Genomic DNA, 13,523 nt, shown 5'->3' on the forward strand with positions numbered 1-13,523 from the left:
GGACGCTCCGCGCAGGTCACCTCGTGAACCGAGCTGTCGGCGTGCGCAACTGGTGTGTCTACGGTTGTGATGCAATGCGCCGGCTGCCCACGGTCCTCGGGTACTATCAGAGTGTTCTCGGCAGTCGGACTTGGGAGGGGCTACTAGGGATGAGCCCGCCGGAGAGGCTCTTTACAGCAATTTTCGGCTAATGGCCAGTTAGCCGATGCTGCCCAAAATCCGGCGGAGATCATCAAGATTGGCCTCGCGTTAGCGCTGGTCACCGGGGCCCTGACCTTTTCCTACCACTTTTCCAAGCAATTGGCTTCGATCCTCTGCGCGGTGATCCGCACGGTGGCCGCTGGCAAGCTCCCTGATGTTCCGTCCACTGGGTCGGCCCCTCCGGAAGGCTGTTGCTGCGACGGTCAGCGGTGCCGACCGTCAGTCGTACTCTTTGCGCAGCCCCGCCGCGGGGATCATGCGGACACGGTGAGAAAACAGGACGCCATGTCGCATGCAGGGTTCGGCAAGACCATCAACCACTATGGCCCGGTCATCTACGGCAACGTGGACAGGACGCAGTTGGCTTGGGGGAACAACACGGTCAGCCAAGCGTGCAGCCATACGGAGCAGGTTGCTCCGGGGTTCGAGCTCATCGCCGAAGCGGTGGCAGGCACGGTAGAGAAGCTGGCCGACGTTGGCTTGAGTGAAGATGATCTCCGTGAGGCACGGCTGGCGGCTACCGATGTCTTTGTCGAGGCTGCGCAGACTGAACCTGACCGGGAAAAGGTCCGTCGTGCCGTCAACGCGTTGAAGGGCCTTCTCGCCCCAGTGGCTATGGGCGTGGTGGCTGGCAGTACGGCAGGTGCTCAGGAGCGGGCTCGTACGGCAATCGAGCAGCTTAGCGTGCCGTTCTGACGGCCTGGTGGACCAATACGCACGCCTGTACGACGGGTGCCGCCGCCGCGCGCGTCATCTGCGCACTGGCCGCCAACACCACCAAGGCGTACCGGGCCCGCACCCGCGCGTACGCCGCCTGGCTCGACGAGCACGCCGGCGAGCACCCGGACGCCTTCGTCGACCAGGTCGGCGCCGAGACCGCCGTCACGCCTGGCGGCGGCACCTCACCGCCACCAACGCCGGTTTGTCCAGCTGAACCAAGCCCTCGCCGCCGTCGACCTGCTCTACGAGATTGGCGCGCGCCGGGCTCCGGCTGAAGGTCAAGCGGACCCGCGTGTCCCGACCCGGCGAACCCGACGCGCTCACCCCCTAGGAGCAAGGCGCCGTCGATCGGGCCGCCAGCCGCCGTGGCGTCCGCGACGCCGCCGTCGCCGTGTTGTTTATACCGACGCCCGGCGCAGGAGTGCGCCCGCCTCGACGTCGACGACCTCGCCCTCACCGTCCGCACCGGCACGATCCGCCTGTACGGCAAGGGCGACGAGGTCCGTCAGGTGCCGGTCCCGGCACCGGCACGCGAACGCCTCAGCGCCTGGCTCTGCCACCGCGGCACCGAGGCGGAACCGCTGTGGACCGGGCAGCGCGGCCGGCTGACCACCTCCGGCATCAGCCAGGTGGTGCTCATCGTCGGCGACGCCGCCGGCCCGCCCAGCCTGCGCCCGCACCGCCTGCGCCACACCTACGCCACCCGGTTGCGCCAGGGCGGCGGGAGCTCCGCGCAGTTCCAGGCGCTGCTCGGGGCACGCCTCGCTCGACACCACCGCCGGCTACTTTCGCGCAAGCATCGCGGAGCAAGCCGCCATGGTGGAGCGGATCTTCGAGTGAGCTCTTCGAGGAACGGCCAGGCCGACCTCCGTATCGCCGCCGCACGCAGGACGGGCACCACCGCTGTGACCGTGCTCGCCCGGCAGCCTTCCTACCGGGCGTCACCATCCACTACACATAGCGTATGGATCACCTCTACTGGAACCTCGGCACGTGCGCGGGCGGCGCAGTGTTCGAGGTCGGGTTGCGTGGCTCGACCGCCCGGGTCTGCCTGATGGACGGCGACGAGTATCAGGCGTATCTCGACGACGAGGAGTACGAGTACTTCGGCGGCTTCTACGACCTCACCCCCGTGTTCCTGGAGGTGCCCTACGACGACCACTGGTTCCTCGTGGTCGACAGCCACCCCGATCGCATCCGGGTCACGGTGAACCAGGTCTTCGACTGACCGTTTCCGGCCCACCACGACGGCGAAGGCTTCGTCAGATTGAGCTCGCAGGACCCGCAGCCACCACTGGCCGCTGCCCAGGCCGATCGGAATGGTGACCAGACCGAGGATCAGGGTGAGGATCAGCGACGGCAGCGAGCGGGACAGCGCGCCGTAGGTGAAGCCGCCGATCAAGGAGCACGAGGCCCAGAGCGCTAGCACCACGCCGGTCCAGTCGACCTGGCCAGCGTCACGCAGCATCGCAACCACTGACACATCGATGCCGGCGATCACCAGTGTGCTGGCCGTGCCACCGGCGAGCAGCCCGATCAGCCGTGGGGTCAGCCACTGCCGGCGGCTGGCTACCGGCGCTGGCCGGGGCTGGTGGCCCACATGTGCGTACTTACTAAGCCGAATGAACGTGGGCGCGGGCTGGCGCGTGCCGTTGCCTCCGTAGCAGTCGCGGACGGTTTGGCGAACCATCTGCTGCCGCAGTGGCGGGCTCGACCGGAACCGTCGCGCCGAGTGGCGCGGGCGCTGGGATTCCGTCAGCTTGGCGCTCAGCTGAGCATCCGGATCAGAGCCTGAGCCCCGAACGCCAGTTCGCCGGCTGCGCGGACGGCCGTGCCGAACGCGGCGCGAGTCGCGCGATCAGCGGCAGATGCCGTGCGTTCTCGGGTCGTTGCCCGTGGAAGCGTTCTGCGGGACCGGACCGGACCGGTGCCGCACCGACCGGCTGACCTCTGGCGGCCCAGACAGCCGCATCACCGACCGGACTGCCTCGTTAACGGTCCTGCTCGGTTCTCAGCACGCGCATCATTCGCAGGATGCCCTGATGAATCAACACGCCGACGCCGGTGTTGGCTATGGCGAGCCCAGACGCGCCGAGCAACCCCGGCCCGACACTCATCACGTCGTCGGCGGCGAGCAGGACTGGCCACCCCAGAGCGGCGGCGATGAGCGACAACCGCCACCAGCGTCCGAATACAAGGCCGAACAAGATCAGTGTCGGGATCACGGCGATCCGCCCTTCGCTGCTCCCAACATACGCTCATCGGCCGGGCGTCCGCCCCACCCCGCGACGTCACGGAACGGGGCGCCCGCTCGGCGGCAGAAGAGTGTGTCGACGGCTCCACACTCTCGCGGCCACTTCTGATCAGTGGCAACGACGACGGTGCGTACGACGCCATCAGCAGGTCTCGGATGCTCGGTCGAAAGCCGAACCAGATCACACCCGGTAGTACTGCACGACGCAGAACTCGTTGTCCTCCGGGTCGGCCATGACGAGGACTGCGCCCTCCTGGTAGTCATGCCGTTCACCTGTCCACCGCCCGCCCAACATCCCGATCCGATCGACCGCTTCGTCAACGTCGTCAACGGCGATGTCGAGGTGTAGTCGCGTCTTGCCAGCCTTGGGCTCCGGGACCGGCTGGAATGTCAGCACCGGGCCGCCCCCGGCGACATTGACGCGCCGCCAGCCGGGAAGAGACTCCGTCACGCGTCCTCCAAGCACCACGGACCAGAAGTCAGCCAGTCGCTGCGGATCCCGGCAGTCGACTGTGACTCCGGCAAGTCGGCCCAGTGTCTCCACGACACCGACCATAGCGACGATGTGCAGCCCGCTCCGACTGGGGCGCACTCAGCTCGGCAGATCAGTGCGCACCGCGTCGGGTCGTGGAGACGCGTCCGGCTGAGAGGGCTCGTGACAAAGACGGGTTTCGAACGCCTGGCGCGGGACCTAGGTGGGCTGATCTTCAGCTGAGCGGGATGGCGCCGATAAGGCGTATCCCACGTCGGGCATCGGTCCGTGGCGGTCCACCGAGACGAACCCCTTGCCCGGGGTAGGCGAGTCGCGACGGGCGGGCGCACGCTGTTTTCTGGTGACGGCACGTCCCCGATGGCGGGGGAGCGGGGCGCGCTGGGACCCAGCACTGTCATGTCTGCCGGGCCCCCGTTTACCCCCCGAAAACCCCCGTCTGCCGTTGACAATCAGTGGCAAGGAGCGACCAGCGTTTTGATCGTGTCCGTGCAGCTCAACGCCTATTTTTGACAATCAATGACAAGCTCGGTTTCGTTACGGATGGTAACAAGGGGTTTTGACAAGCAATGACAAGCCTTGACGGAGGAGGCTTGACATGAGGTCTTCGTGGGTTCAATTCCCCTCGTTCCCCACGAGCATCTGGCTCCTAAAGCGAAGGTTGCGTCGGTCGAGGTTACTACGAGCGAGCCGGATCGCCGACTACTTCGCAGTTGACAGCAGCACGCCTCGGTGATCGAGATGTCCGTTCAGTGCGGCAAGATCCGCCGATCGTAAAGGTGCATATGGCGTGAAGGGTCATCGCGGCGCACAGGGCTGGGGCTTCAGGTGAGAGCTTGCTGGGTTGCTTCCGCCGCCTGAGATGCGGTGGGAGATCCGTGTTGACATCCACGACGTGGCTCTTCGGCTTGGGGCATCTTCGGCGCTCCGATGGGGAGCGTGCCTGCAACTGCGTCGTCCGTACGCTTTGTGCTCGCCGGGCCGTGTGCAGCACGCGCCGGGCGAGTCGTCGTCCCGGCATCTCTCGGCGTGGTCGTGCCGGTACGGGCGGCGGCGCCACGCATCTGGTGGGGACCCGACGTGGTGCGGGATCGGCGGTCAGCGCCATCGACGAAGCGCTCCCCGCGAGGAGGTTGAGGCGGCGAGGAGAGTGCTCGCTGTCGACTATGACAAGAGCCAGCCATCCAGCCGATGAAGAGCTAAAGCGATCGTTGGCTGCCAAGGACGGTCCGGCGGGATGCCGGGGGTGCAGGTGATCACGGCAGCCCGCCCGGAGTGGATCTTCCCGATCACACGGTTGCAGCCCGCGCAGTTCCGCACGCTGGTCCGGCTGGTCGCCGAGCGTGGCGGTGACGGCATCGCTGACGGCCGACCGGGTCGGCAGTGGGCCCTGGACCTGCCGGATCGGGTGTTGCTGGTGGCCGCCTACTGGCGAACGAACCTGACGATGCGGTAGATGTGGTCCCCTGTTCGGGGTGTCGCACTCGGCGGCGCACCGGGTCATCGACACACAGCACCGCTGCTGGCTTTGGCGCCGGTGCGCAAGCGGCCGGTCGAGCACATCGCGATCGTCGACGGCACTCTGAGTCCGACGCGCGATCACCGGCTGGCCGCACGGAGCAAGAACTACCGATACTCGACAAACCTGCAGGTCGCCATCGACGCCTCCACCCGCCTGGTCATCGCTGTCGGCGAACCCCAGCCGGGCAACCGCAACGACACGATCGTCTACCGCACCTCCGGCATCAACCAAAGCTGTGCGGGCGGACGGTAATGGCCGACGGTGGGCACCGCGGCAATCCCGAGGTGATCATGCCGTACCGCAAGCCCACAAACGGCAGCTCGCTGCCGGAGCGCGGCCACCGCCGAGACTAGTAAGGAGCAGACACCCACAGCAGACAGCAGCAAGGTCTGGGCAAGGACAGCCGTGGCCGGAACCAGGAATTCGAAGAGACCTGCGCGATCTGCCCTGCCCTCCCCTGCCGTAAGCGCAGGCGGAGGTTCACCAGCCCGAACTGGCACGTAGAGCCCTGCTCGAAAAGCTTGACGTGGCACTCGGCTGAGTCCAGCCCGTCTCGTCGCTACTGGCACGACGAGCCTTCTTCGAGAGGCTTGACGTGGCACTCGGCGTCGAGCCCGCGTCGTCGCTGAGAGGTCAGCTGGCCAGTCTATGTCCAACCCCTGAAAGGCTGCCGCAACAGCATGCCACCCCGGATTAGTGGGACCGGAAGCCGCACGAGTGCGGTCGGTCCAGCAGCGGCCATCGAAGTACCGCTCCAGCGGCAGATCCGAGGGGCACTGAAACCAGCCCTTAGCCTGCTCTGCCATCGACCATCCCCCCGCGTGTGCAGATGATAGCGCTGGTGTGTGGATCTGGCGGCACCTCTCTATGTCAAGGATTTGGCATAGAGAGGCCTCCGCGTCCATGATCATGCTTCGATAGACGACGTCGATGAGGCACGCGCATGGCCTTGTGTGGGTCTTACCTGCGGCCCGTTGGCGCTGGTATTAGCGCGTCTCTGTCGACCCCAGCGGCGGCTTGGACCCGCACGTCGCCCGTCTGTCCGTCGCGCGCCCCCACCGATGATCCCGAGAACGCGCGGATGTTCGCCGCGGTGACCGCACTGCGCGCCCAGGGCCTCGACGGCCGGGTGTTGACGGCTGCTGAGACGTTGTTCCTCGAACCAATCCAGCCCGAAGTGCCCGGCGCTGTCGTTCCGTACATCAACGGCCGACACCGGGCTGACGCGATGCTCGACGCCGGCGTACGCCACACCGTCATCGGCCGCTGGAGCGACCCAGGCGCCGACCGGTGACCAGCGGCGCGTATGCCCTAGTCGGGCCATGAACTCGGACGGGGGCGCGCCGGCTTGCAGACCGGTGGTGATCGCCGTGGACAACGCTTCGGTTAGGCCGGCCAGGGTGGAGCCGTGTTTGTCGACGCGCAGGTCGACGTGGGTGAGCTGACCGGACGAGGTGGCCGTGGTGAGGCGTCTCGTGTGCCGTCCAGCACGAAATCCGTGGTGGTGCCGGTGTAGCGGCGGGGGTGCCCGCCGCTGCGCGTTGTCATCGCTCACTTTGCGTTCTCCCTGGGTGTGGTGGCGGCGGCCGTGACGGCGGTGGGTAGGCGGGTGCTCGCGCTACCGGAATGACGTGCCGGTAGGCGACGTCCCTCTGGGCGGGTTGGCGGCGGGGGTGTGGGTCGGGTTGTTCATGGTTGTCTTCCATGGCAGGAACGCGGCGCTGGTGAGGGTGAGGGCGGCGGTTGCCGTGAGGGCGGTGCGGGGGCCGGTGGCGGCGGCGAGGATGCCGGCGGCGGCGATGACGATGGGTTGGGTGAGTTTGCTGGTGATGGACCAGGCGGTCAGGACGCGGGACAGGCAGTGCTCGCTGGTGTGGTTCATGCGGTAGGCGGCGAAGGTGGGATTGAACGTTCCCGCCATGAACAGCAGGAGTGTGTCGGCGAGGGTGATGATGATCAGTCCCGGTGTGCCGGGCGGGGCGAGGGGGATGAATCCCATCCAGGGGGTGCGGGCGACGCCGGTGGTGAGTAGGACCGTGCGGAGGCCGTATCGGGTGGTGAGGGGGCCGGCGGTGAGGGAGCCGAGGATGCCGCCGAGGCAGGGCAGTCCGAGGGCCAGGCCGTACTGCCAGGGCGCTAGGTGGAGGTCGCGGAGCATGAACACCGCGATGATGGGCGTGCTGGCCGTGATGGCGCCGCCGAAGATGATGGCGTTGACGAACAGGGCTCGCAGGCCCGCGTGGTGAAGGATGTTCCGCCATCCTTCGATGGCTTCCCGGCCGCGGCTCGGGGCGGGTTGCCGCGTTGGTGGCGGCGGTTCGGGGCTGCGGAGGCGGTGGATCCCGAGCGCGGACATCAGGAAGCTCGCGGCGTCGACGGTGATGGACGCGGTAGCGCCGAGCCAGGACACGAGGACACCGCCGATGGGTGAGCCGAGGCTGTTCGCCGTCCACTGGGAGGTCTCGAATCGGCTGTTGGCGGTGACACGTTGATCGGGGGTGACGAGGTGTTTCAGGTGTGCGCCGCTGGCGGCGCTGAACACGATGGTGCCGGCGGTCTGCACGACGGCGACGACGCACAGCTGCTCGTACGTCAGGGCGCCTAGCGCGGCGGCGATGGGGACGCTGGTCAGGGCCGCGAAGCGCAGCAGGTCGGCGCCGATCATCACGGGCCGTTTGCGCCGGAACTCAATCCAGGGACCCAGGGGTAGGACGATGACTGCCGAGGCGAGGCCGGAGATCACCGCGAGCAGGGAGATCTGCAGACTCGATGAGTCCAGCAGCAGGATCGCGACCAGCGGCAGCGCGCCCGCCCCGACGGCGGATCCCAGGTGGCTGACCGAGTAGGCGCCCCACAGCCGGTGGAAGTCACGGCTCAGCGGGGAAGGTGCCTGTGAGCCGCCCACAGGGCTGGGCTGGACCGGCGCGCCGGCGGTCGTCCGGTTCATGCCCATCGCGTCAGCGCCTGAACGTGGTGGCGTGCCTGGCTGAGTGGCTGTCGCAGGTACGCGAGCCGGGACGTGGTCGCGCCGCCTGCTGGCAGCACAGTGTGCAGACGGATCTCTCGGCAGGTCAGCAGGAGCAGGCTGACGTAGTAGGCCGTCGTAATGTCGGCGGTGAGCACACGTTCGGCGATCGCGGCAGTGAGGGTCGGGCTGGCCGCAGCGCCGACGATGTGCAGCAGCGCGAGGTCGTAGCCGGGTAGGTAGCTGCCGGTGTGCACGAAGTCGATGAGGGCGCAGTGCTCGCGGTCGAGGAGCAGGTTCGCGGGTAGGGGGTCGCCGTGCGCGGTGACCCGGCCCGCGCCGAGCTGGTCAACGAGGGTGTGTAGGGCGTACTGATCGGCGTCGTCGAGGAGTCCGGCGGCGTGTTCGGCGTCGGTGCGGCCGTGGTAGTCGACAGGTTGCGGCAGCGGCGGTGCCGGCGTCCAGGCGGCGACGGTGTCGAGGGTGTCCAGGACCAGCTGTGCGGTGGCCGGGCTGACGTCGCGAGTGAGGTGGCGTTGGTCGTCCAGGCGCTGCCCGGGTAGCTGAGTAAGGACGGTCAGGTGGGCATCGGCGTACAGGACCCGCGGCACGCGCACGAGGGGCGGCTGATCGGTGAACAGCTCGTACATGCGCAGCTCGTGCTGACGCCAGCCGACCCAGTACGGGTCATCGGTGGTCAACACTTTCACGATCACCAGTCGGCCGTCGCGGCGGCCGGTGGCGACGACGGCCTTGCCGGTACGGTGCACCACCCGGCCGGCGCCCACCCGTGCGGCAGCGGCACGGGCGACCAGCGCCGCGAACACATCATCCGCCCCGAGCCCGGCATTGTCTGGGGTTGCTCTCGGTGGTGCGGTCATGGGACTGCCGGGAGCAGGTCGTCGTCGCGGCCGGTCAACGGCAGGCCGGCCGCGGTGGCGATGCGCTCGATCGCCTGCTCCAGCGTGGTGGTCTCGGGCAGGACGAGTTCGTCGCTCCAGCCGAGGACGTCGCGTGGGGTGTACCAGCTGCGCAGGTTCTCCGGCGACACCTCCGCCGCCATGGGACGCGTTTCGTGGCGCCGTAGGGTCTCTGGCAGCGACACGTCGAGGTAGACGAAGAGCGTTCGCCCGCGGTGCGCGTCGCGCTGCTCGGTGAGCATGCTCCGGTACCGGGCGGTGTGCATGATCCCTTCCAGGATCACGTGGTAGCCGTGGTCGAGACAGAAGCGGACGTTCTGCGCCATGAGCGTGGGTGCGAGACCACCTGGCCTGTCACGTTCCCTGAGCAGGATCCGCCTAATATGATCTTGGCCGACGAGGGCGCAGCCGCGGCCGTGTCGATACCGCAACTCACGGGCGATGGTGCTCTTACCGGAGCCGGAGTTCCCGCGGAGGCAGATCAAGATCGGCAACTCGGTGTTGCTCATCGGTCTGTCTCCGGCCAGGTGATCGCGGTCAGCGTGTGGCGGCGGGGCACGAGCAGCTGCAACCGTTCAGTGTCGGGCAGTCGCGTGCCGGCCGGGTGCACGGTGATGTCCGGGCCGGCGCCGGCGCGGAACTGCCGGTCCCAGGCCACTGTCAGTGCCATCAAATCGCTGGTCAGTTCGGTGGCGTGCGGACCGAAGCCGTGCCCGCCGAGCTGCCACGTCGTCGTGTCGTAGCCGCGCACGGTCAGGTAGGCAAGGCTGTCACCGGTCAGCAGGGTGGGGCAGAAGAAGCGGTCCTGTGGATCCAGCAGGCCGGCGGTGCGGTCCCGGTCGACTCTGAGCACGCCGTACGGGCGGGGTTGACTGGCCAGCCAGAGGTGCAGGCTCTCGAGGCAGGTGCTCATGCTCATGTCCAGGGTCACCGGCGAGGACACCTCGACCCGTGGGCCGTCAAGGGCAGCGCGGAGGGCCTCGGTGTTGGTGGTGGTGGTGTCGTCGTCCAGGGTGAGAACGGCGTCGTCGCCGCGCAGCGGCACCCGGCGGGCCGGGCCCCGTCCGTGGCCTTGCATCGCGACGAAGCCGCACTGCACGGATGCTGTCGCGGCCAGGTGGTCACCTGCGGACTGCAGGGTGAGGCAGCGGGTGTTGCCGCGCATCCGCAAAGGCACCACCAGTCTGCCGGCTGGTGAGAGCTGGTCGGTCCACGCGGGTGGGAGGTCACTTGCCTCGACCGTGACGAGCACCGTGTCCCACAACCCGTCGGCAGGATGGCCGTGGACGCCATCGGCGTGGACCACCTCGACCTGCGGGTAGCCGGCCTGTGCCAGCGCCTCTCGCGCGTGGGTGACGACCTGCACGTCGATGTCGACGCTGACGACGGTTCCGGCTGGGCCGACGACCTCGGCGATCAGCGCGGCGTTGTACCCTCCTGAGCCGATTTCGAGGACCCGGGCTCCGGGCCGCAGCTCGGCGGTTTCCAGCATGTACGCCTGCAGCCACGGCGCGGAGATCGAACTGGTCGCCTTCCCGTCCGAGCCGCGTCGGGTGACGACAACACCATTCGCGTACGCGCTCTCGATGCTGGTACCGGCCGGCGCGAACAGGTGCCGCGGTACTGCGGTGAACGCCGCCGCCACCTCCGGTCGGGTAATCCAACCCTGACGGCGCAGCTGGTCGACCAGCTGCCGGCGAGCGTCCTCCGTCTTCAACGTCTCGGTCGTCCTGCTTCCAGGTGCCACGACATTTCCTCCCTCGAACGAATATCAGGTGAGCAGCCGGCCGACCGCGACGAGCATCGGCCCGTTGCGGGGATGCGGCAGGTCGAGATCAGGAGACCGGCACGCCGTCTTCGAGGTAGCGGGTCGACCCGTCGACAGGCTGCTGGAGGCATTCGCTGACGCGGCGGGCCAGCGGTGAATTCCTGGGGGGTCGGAGGGCATGCGGGCACCGTAGGACTCCAGGTAGTCGACACGCCCGCAGCGCCGCGCGCCGACAATGTCGGCACATCTCGACATCAGCTCCAACACCCGCCGCCTGGACCGCTTTCGGCGACAGCCGATGGTGCTACCCCGCCGCATGATGCGCCGGCTGTCGGCCCGACAAATGTCACAGCCAGTCGCTACGGTGACCGCTCACCGTGAGCGCTCTACCCGGGGGTGGTGGCCGATGGGCGACAGCGACGAGATCAGTGCTGCGCGCCGCGCGCTCGGCCGTCGCCTCGCGCAGCTGCGCAAGGCTGGCGGACTCACGCAGCATGGCCTCGCCCCTCTTGTGCGGTATGCCCGCAGCTCCATCGCCAGCATCGAAACCGGTCGGCAGCACCCCGACCGGACGTTCTGGTGCCGCTGCGACACGATCCTGCGAACGGGCGGCGCGCTGAGCGCCGAGTACGACCGCATCATCGAGCTGGACCTTCACCGTCAACGCGCCCAGGCCAGGCCGGCCGACACCGCGGCGGCCAGTGGTGACGTGCTGTTCGAGCGCGAGGAATGCATCATCGCCCGCCGGTCGGCCCTGATAGGCACCACAGACGATGACGCCCGGCTGACGCACCTGGAACACGAGATTCAGCGGGCGATCATTGACAACGAGCGCTTCGCGCCGAGCACGCTGGTTGCCCGTCTGCGTCCGCTGAGGGCCTGCGTCGACGAGCTGATGGCCGCCCAACACCCACCGCAACGGGCTCGGCTCTACACGGCCGCCGCACACCTGTCCGGACTGCTCGCCGCCCTCGCCCTGGACCTGGGGGCCTTCCGCATCGCGCGCGCGTACGCCGCCGAGGTGTCCGACCTGGCCGTCGCCGTAGAGAAGCCCGAAGTACTGGCCTGGGCCCACGCCACTCAGAGCCTGATCGCCAATCACACTAGCGATCCACCGGAGGCCCTCACTGATGCGGAGGGCGGCCTGATACAGGTCGAAAAATGCTCACACCGCATCGGCGTGGTCATCAGTGGGCTGGCGCGGCATTCGTCCGCATCGGCGGTCGCAACGACGTCGACCGCGCCGCCGAAGATGCCGTCGCCTCGATAGCAAGCAGCCGACAGGCACAGGTCAGCTCACCTTGTCCGAGCAGTCGACCCGGAAGAAGTGTGCTCGGGCTACCACCGACAACGGAGGCGAGTCGTGACGATCGACAACTCGGACGTCTTGGGAGCCTTGTCTGCCTACCTCACGTTCTACCCCCACGAAGCCGCAGGGCTGGCGGTGCCGATGCGGCTGTTGTCCGAAGGAGCGAACGTCGCCTCTCGTTCTCATCTGCCCATGCACGTGACTGTCGGCGCGCTTCTGGTGCGCGGCGGCGCCGAAGTACTGCTCGTCGATCACCTCGCCTACGGGATACTGCTCCAGCCTGGAGGACACCTCGAGCCGACTGATGCCACGCTGATCGGCGCGGCGATACGGGAGCTCGTGGAGGAGACCGGCGTTGATCCCTCCGGTATTGTCCCGACCTCGCAGGTGCCGGCTTATGTCGAATACGGGCAGGTGCCGGCGCGGCCCGACAGAGGGGAACGCGCGCACTTCCATCTCGACTTCGGGTTTCCGTTTGCGACAGCGTCTGCTGATGTGGGTCTGATCCAGGAGTCGGAGGTGCGAGGTGCCGCCTGGTACCCGCTGGCCGAGGCCGAGCGGCTTGTCGGCAGCCGCATCGCGCGGGCGGTGACTGCGCCGGCATGACGGGTTGACCAGGCCGGGTGACGTTTGCTCCCCCCGAACCGCCGCTGGGCTGACGCACCCCGGCCCCTACCGGTCTGCCTTCGCCCGGCACGACTCTGCGGGTAGCGTCATCGGGGGCGATCGCGTAGAACATTCCGGCGAGCCGCCGCATCGGTGGACGGTCCCTTCGATGTCTTGCCTCCCGTGACGCGCTGTGCGCTGCTGGTTTGACGGCGCCCGTGATTGCGTCGATCTCTGCGGTGGATGTTGCCAGACGGCGGAGGAGGGTTAGCCATGCGTATCTGCGTCGCCTGCCGAGCAGACCTGCGCACCGATGTTCGTATCGGCAGATGGGGCCTGCCGCACGGTACTCCCGGGCACCAGGTCAATTACCGCTGGACCAGCCTGTCTGCCTGTCCTTTGTGTGGGGCCGGGCTTCTCGTGTACTTCGATCATGACTGTTTCCGCCAGCCCTGGGAGGAGCCGTGGGACATGGACTGGTCGTGGCCGGTCGCCGTTGACGGGGTTCAGCAGTTGAACGCTGCTCTTGGCCGATGTCCAGATCTGCTGCATCCGTCGTGCGAGTGCCCTGTGCACCGGTCGTTGCGTGACAGCATCGAGAGCCCGCCGTCGCGTGAGGTTCCGCTGACGGTTGCGCTGACCGAGGAGGGGCTGCCACAGGTTCGGTCAGCACGCATGCCGTGAGGCGGCGCGGCACGGTGGCAGGGCCAGCGGGGGCGATCAGACCTGCGGGATTCTGTGTGGGACTCCCGTTTACCCCCCCGAAAA

14 protein-coding genes and 2 pseudogenes are annotated in these 13,523 nt (G+C 67.9%); 9 read left to right on the top strand and 7 right to left on the bottom strand.

Translation table 11 applies throughout. From position 1 onward, the window contains the following. Positions 1-468 precede the first annotated feature (468 nt). The 4 genes from AB0C25_RS09070 (at position 469) to AB0C25_RS09085 (ending at position 2,716) form a co-directional block, all read left to right on the top strand. A complete protein-coding gene (locus AB0C25_RS09070; RefSeq protein WP_357371145.1) occupies positions 469-897 on the top strand; it encodes a hypothetical protein in 429 nt (142 codons plus the stop codon). Positions 898-1,286: 389 nt separating this feature from the next. Further along, positions 1,287-1,976: a tyrosine-type recombinase/integrase gene (locus AB0C25_RS09075; RefSeq protein ID WP_357371147.1), complete on the top strand. Its 690-nt coding sequence runs from the start codon at positions 1,287-1,289 to the stop codon at positions 1,974-1,976. Beyond that, positions 1,886-2,149 carry a DUF1883 domain-containing protein gene (locus AB0C25_RS09080; RefSeq protein WP_357371149.1) on the top strand — a complete coding sequence of 88 codons (264 nt, stop codon included), beginning with the start codon at positions 1,886-1,888 and terminating at the stop codon, positions 2,147-2,149. Before AB0C25_RS09075 ends, AB0C25_RS09080 begins: the two co-directional genes overlap by 91 nt. 372 nt (positions 2,150-2,521) lie before the next feature. Further along, on the top strand, positions 2,522-2,716 hold the full coding sequence (locus AB0C25_RS09085) for a GNAT family N-acetyltransferase (protein WP_357371151.1): 195 nt from the start codon (positions 2,522-2,524) through the stop codon (positions 2,714-2,716). Positions 2,717-2,912: 196 nt separating this feature from the next. Here AB0C25_RS09085 and AB0C25_RS09090 read toward each other — a convergent pair whose 3' ends face one another. Both AB0C25_RS09090 and AB0C25_RS09095 read right to left on the bottom strand, forming a co-directional pair. After that, on the bottom strand, positions 2,913-3,146 hold the full coding sequence (locus AB0C25_RS09090) for a hypothetical protein (RefSeq protein WP_357111728.1): 234 nt from the start codon (positions 3,144-3,146) through the stop codon (positions 2,913-2,915). A 210-nt stretch (positions 3,147-3,356) separates the two neighbouring features. After that, positions 3,357-3,731, bottom strand: a complete 375-nt coding sequence (locus AB0C25_RS09095; RefSeq protein ID WP_357371154.1) for a VOC family protein — start codon at positions 3,729-3,731, stop codon at positions 3,357-3,359. A 1,180-nt stretch (positions 3,732-4,911) separates the two neighbouring features. Here AB0C25_RS09095 and AB0C25_RS09100 point away from each other — a divergent pair. Beyond that, a pseudogene (locus AB0C25_RS09100) lies at positions 4,912-5,519 on the top strand (transposase family protein); the annotation flags it as partial. A 375-nt stretch (positions 5,520-5,894) separates the two neighbouring features. Here the strand turns inward: AB0C25_RS09100 and AB0C25_RS09105 are convergent. Beyond that, positions 5,895-6,098 (bottom strand): annotated as a pseudogene (locus AB0C25_RS09105) (DUF2510 domain-containing protein); the annotation flags it as partial. A 170-nt stretch (positions 6,099-6,268) separates the two neighbouring features. Here AB0C25_RS09105 and AB0C25_RS09110 point away from each other — a divergent pair. Further along, positions 6,269-6,481, top strand: a complete 213-nt coding sequence (locus AB0C25_RS09110; protein WP_357371156.1) for a hypothetical protein — start codon at positions 6,269-6,271, stop codon at positions 6,479-6,481. Positions 6,482-6,805: 324 nt separating this feature from the next. Here the strand turns inward: AB0C25_RS09110 and AB0C25_RS09115 are convergent, their stop codons facing one another. From AB0C25_RS09115 to fxlM, 4 genes are read right to left on the bottom strand one after another with little or no spacing between them, the layout of a single operon-like run. Next, a complete protein-coding gene (locus AB0C25_RS09115) occupies positions 6,806-8,134 on the bottom strand; it encodes an MFS transporter (RefSeq protein ID WP_357371158.1) in 1,329 nt (442 codons plus the stop codon). After that, positions 8,131-9,033 (bottom strand): hypothetical protein, encoded by a 903-nt coding sequence (locus AB0C25_RS09120; RefSeq protein WP_357371160.1) that lies wholly within the window; start codon positions 9,031-9,033, stop codon positions 8,131-8,133. Before AB0C25_RS09120 ends, AB0C25_RS09115 begins: the two co-directional genes overlap by 4 nt. After that, positions 9,030-9,581 (bottom strand): kinase, encoded by a 552-nt coding sequence (locus tag AB0C25_RS09125; protein ID WP_357371162.1) that lies wholly within the window; start codon positions 9,579-9,581, stop codon positions 9,030-9,032. The genes AB0C25_RS09120 and AB0C25_RS09125 overlap by 4 nt, the downstream gene beginning before the upstream one ends. After that, positions 9,578-10,819: a methyltransferase, FxLD system gene (gene fxlM / locus AB0C25_RS09130; protein WP_357371164.1), complete on the bottom strand. Its 1,242-nt coding sequence runs from the start codon at positions 10,817-10,819 to the stop codon at positions 9,578-9,580. The genes AB0C25_RS09125 and fxlM overlap by 4 nt, the downstream gene beginning before the upstream one ends. A 427-nt stretch (positions 10,820-11,246) precedes the next feature. Here fxlM and AB0C25_RS09135 point away from each other — a divergent pair, with 427 nt between their 5' ends. The 3 genes from AB0C25_RS09135 to AB0C25_RS09145 all read left to right on the top strand — a co-directional run bounded on the left by AB0C25_RS09135 (position 11,247) and on the right by AB0C25_RS09145 (position 13,439). Continuing rightward, positions 11,247-12,110, top strand: coding sequence for a helix-turn-helix transcriptional regulator (locus AB0C25_RS09135; RefSeq protein WP_357371166.1), 864 nt, complete (start codon positions 11,247-11,249; stop codon positions 12,108-12,110). A 93-nt stretch (positions 12,111-12,203) separates the two neighbouring features. Continuing rightward, positions 12,204-12,755 carry an NUDIX domain-containing protein gene (locus AB0C25_RS09140; RefSeq protein ID WP_357371168.1) on the top strand — a complete coding sequence of 184 codons (552 nt, stop codon included), beginning with the start codon at positions 12,204-12,206 and terminating at the stop codon, positions 12,753-12,755. Positions 12,756-13,028: 273 nt separating this feature from the next. Then, positions 13,029-13,439 (top strand): hypothetical protein, encoded by a 411-nt coding sequence (locus tag AB0C25_RS09145; RefSeq protein ID WP_357371170.1) that lies wholly within the window; start codon positions 13,029-13,031, stop codon positions 13,437-13,439. Positions 13,440-13,523: the final 84 nt, after the last annotated feature.

It is taken from the genome of Micromonospora sp. NPDC048839, from assembly GCF_040649915.1.
GTDB lineage: Bacteria > Actinomycetota > Actinomycetes > Mycobacteriales > Micromonosporaceae > Micromonospora.